This is a genomic window from Oleiphilus sp. HI0079, assembly GCF_001635105.1.
Map to the genome: position 1 here is coordinate 1 of NZ_LWFT01000598.1, position 2,975 is coordinate 2,975.

4 protein-coding genes are annotated in these 2,975 nt (G+C 47.6%); 2 read left to right on the forward strand and 2 right to left on the reverse strand.

All coding sequences use genetic code 11. The features are described 5' to 3' along the window. Positions 1-18: 18 nt before the first annotated feature. A complete protein-coding gene (locus A3750_RS10450; protein WP_068451218.1) occupies positions 19-435 on the reverse strand; it encodes an MAPEG family protein in 417 nt (138 codons plus the stop codon). Between the two features lie 16 nt (positions 436-451). Next, positions 452-763 (reverse strand): DUF1820 family protein, encoded by a 312-nt coding sequence (locus A3750_RS10455; RefSeq protein ID WP_068451214.1) that lies wholly within the window; start codon positions 761-763, stop codon positions 452-454. 191 nt (positions 764-954) lie between these two features. Here A3750_RS10455 and miaB point away from each other — a divergent pair, with 191 nt between their 5' ends. Beyond that, entirely contained in the window at positions 955-2,307 is a 1,353-nt protein-coding gene (miaB, locus tag A3750_RS10460) for a tRNA (N6-isopentenyl adenosine(37)-C2)-methylthiotransferase MiaB (RefSeq protein WP_068465910.1), read from the forward strand. Then, a partial coding sequence (locus A3750_RS10465; protein WP_068548247.1) for a PhoH family protein occupies positions 2,297-2,975 on the forward strand: 679 nt, incomplete at its 3' end. The genes miaB and A3750_RS10465, both read left to right, overlap by 11 nt.

Consider the following 2,975-nt stretch of genomic DNA (forward strand, 5'->3'; position numbering starts at 1 on the left):
TAAGGTAACGCTCTGGAGTCATATAACAAATGGGCGTAGGAGAATAATCCAAATATTTAGTACCGCCATACCGAGGATAGAGAGCCAAGTTAGAATCGTTCCGTAAAAGCGCCCAGTGCTTAACCCATCAACACGCGACAAGCCCCAAGCATGCATAACGCGACCAAGTACCAACATGCTCCCGAGAATATTCGTCAAAATCGGGTTTAGGTGGTTTAGTTCCAACATAAGAAGAAGCAATAACGCTAAAGGTACGTTTTCTAACGCATTAGCATGCGCGCGGATGGCGCAGCGCATTGCAACAGAACAGTCGGTTTGCTCTGTACTTTTCTTTTCAGCTCTTCGAAAGACCGTTACCCTATAGCCTAAAAATATAATCAAGATCGCTAGCAAACCCGCGTACATAGGCGCAAAACGCAACATTGAAATACCCATTATTTTCTCCTAACTATTATTTTTTGGTGCTAGGCCCGCCAGGAAATTGCGTTACCTGACTAGGCTTAACTTTCGGCGTACCGCACTGCTCTACCTCGTCAATACGGACGACGGCATTCATTGGAATAAAAGTTCGATTAACACCCGCAAATTCATTCTTGAGCCGCTCTTCACTCGGATCAACAAGCAATTGCGAACGCTCTCCAAACAAAATTTCCTCAACCTCTATGAAACCATACATATCAGACGGAAAAACGTGCGAAGCGAAGATTTCGAACACTTCGTCCTGATTATAAAAAACGACTTTGTATGTTTTCTTACTCTGCATAAAAATACTATCAACTTCCTAAGCGATCTTGAGGGCGGCGAATCATAGCAAAATTACGACTCAGAAAGCGACCTAAACGCTTATAAAACAGCCTACAAAACGGACACAAAACAAACAAAAAATCGCTATAATTCAGACGTCGTGGGCGCTATAATTCTCGACCTTTTAAACTCAGGGTTTGAATTTCTTCGATGACTAAAAAGCTGTTTATCAAAACGCACGGCTGCCAGATGAATGAGTACGACTCATCGCGCATGGCAGACCTGCTTCGTGAAGGCCAAGACGTTGAACTTACCGACAGCGCAGACGATGCTGATATTCTCTTATTGAATACTTGTTCTATAAGAGAAAAAGCGCAGGAAAAAGTGTTCCACCAACTAGGGCGCTGGAAGAAACTCAAAGACTCAAACCCAAATCTGACGATAGGTGTCGGCGGCTGCGTTGCGAGCCAGGAAGGCGAGGCTATTCGTGACCGCGCGCCTTTTGTTGACGTTGTTTTTGGCCCCCAAACACTGCATCGACTACCAGAAATGATCGATGCATCCAAGACTACCGACGTTGGTGTAATTGACATCAGCTTCCCGGAGGTCGAAAAATTCGACCACCTACCCGCCCCGGGTGTAGAGGGCGCATCGGCTTTCGTCTCAATCATGGAAGGCTGCAGCAAGTACTGTACATTTTGCGTGGTGCCTTACACGCGTGGCGAAGAAGTCAGCCGCCCCGTTGATGACGTGATTGCAGAAGTCGTTCATCTCGCATCTCAGGGAGTTCGAGAAGTGAACTTGCTGGGCCAAAACGTCAATGCCTATCAGGGCAAGACGCACGATGATGACGTGATGGATCTAGCAGAGCTCATCACGCTGATTGCTGCGATTGACGGCGTAGATCGAATCCGCTACACAACCTCACACCCGGTAGAGTTTTCGGATGCCTTGATTGATGTTTATGAGACCGTACCGGAGTTGGTTAGCCACTTACACCTCCCAGTACAAAGTGGCTCGGATCGAATCCTCGCGGCGATGAAGCGCGGTCATACTGCTCTTGAATATAAGTCTAAGCTACGTCGCTTACGAAAAATTCGCCCAGATATCAGCCTCTCGTCCGACTTTATCATTGGCTTTCCCGGTGAAACAGAGAAAGACTTCGAAGATACAATGAAACTAATCAACGACGTCGGTTTTGATACATCGTTTAGCTTCATCTATAGCGCGCGCCCTGGCACTCCTGCCGCGGACCTAAAAGATGAAACCCCAGAGGAATTGAAAAAACAGCGGCTGCATATTTTGCAACAACGCATCACACAAAGCGCCCATGAGATAAGCCGACGCATGGTTGGAACGCAGCAGCGCATCTTGGTTACCGGTTTCTCTAAAAAGGATCCAGGTGAATTGCAAGGCCGAACTGAAAACAACCGCGTGGTTAACTTCAAGGCCAATCAGGACCGTAGCGATGCCGCTCTAATAGGTCGTTTCATTGACGTGAACATTGTTGATGCCTACCCCAATTCCCTTCGTGGTGAGCGCATAGATAACAATGACTACTAATTCTGGAGAGAAAAACAGTAGCGTCGCCAAACGTAGTATCACTCTCAGCCCTGAAGATAATCAGAGGCTATCAATTTTGTGCGGCCCGTTTGACGAGAACATCAAATACATTGAGAAACGCCTTCTGGTGGAAATCAACAGGCGCGGCGCAATGTTTAATATCCGCTCTGACGATGAGGACCGCGCACAAGCCGCTGCAAATATACTGAAGTACCTGTATCGAGACACAGAGCATCAAAGAGACGTCAATCTAGAGAGCGTTCAGCTCTATATTCAAGAGGCCTCTCAGGATATTGCCACTGCCCAGCCAGTCGAAGACATCCACGCTATCATCAAGACACCCAAGCTTCAGGTGAAAGCGCGTAACCAGAACCAGATACTCTATTTACAGCGGGTTAAACAGCACGATATCAACTTTGGCATTGGGCCCGCCGGTACCGGCAAGACGTACCTAGCCGTGGCATGCGCTGTCGAAGCACTGCAAAAGGAAGAGGTTAAACGTATTCTATTAGTTCGCCCTGCTGTGGAAGCCGGCGAGAAGCTAGGATTCTTGCCGGGCGATCTTGCGCAGAAAGTCGATCCGTATTTGCGCCCTCTTTATGACGCTCTGTATGACATGCTTGGTTTCGAACAAGTCGCTCGCCTGATTGAAAAGAACGTCATAGAAA

Coding starts and splice junctions, on each gene's coding strand:
- A3750_RS10450 (WP_068451218.1), bottom strand. CDS start 435: ATGGGTATTTCAATGTTGCGTTTTGCGCCTATGTACGCGGGTTTGCTA.
- A3750_RS10455 (WP_068451214.1), bottom strand. CDS start 763: ATGCAGAGTAAGAAAACATACAAAGTCGTTTTTTATAATCAGGACGAA.
- miaB (WP_068465910.1), top strand. CDS start 955: ATGACTAAAAAGCTGTTTATCAAAACGCACGGCTGCCAGATGAATGAG.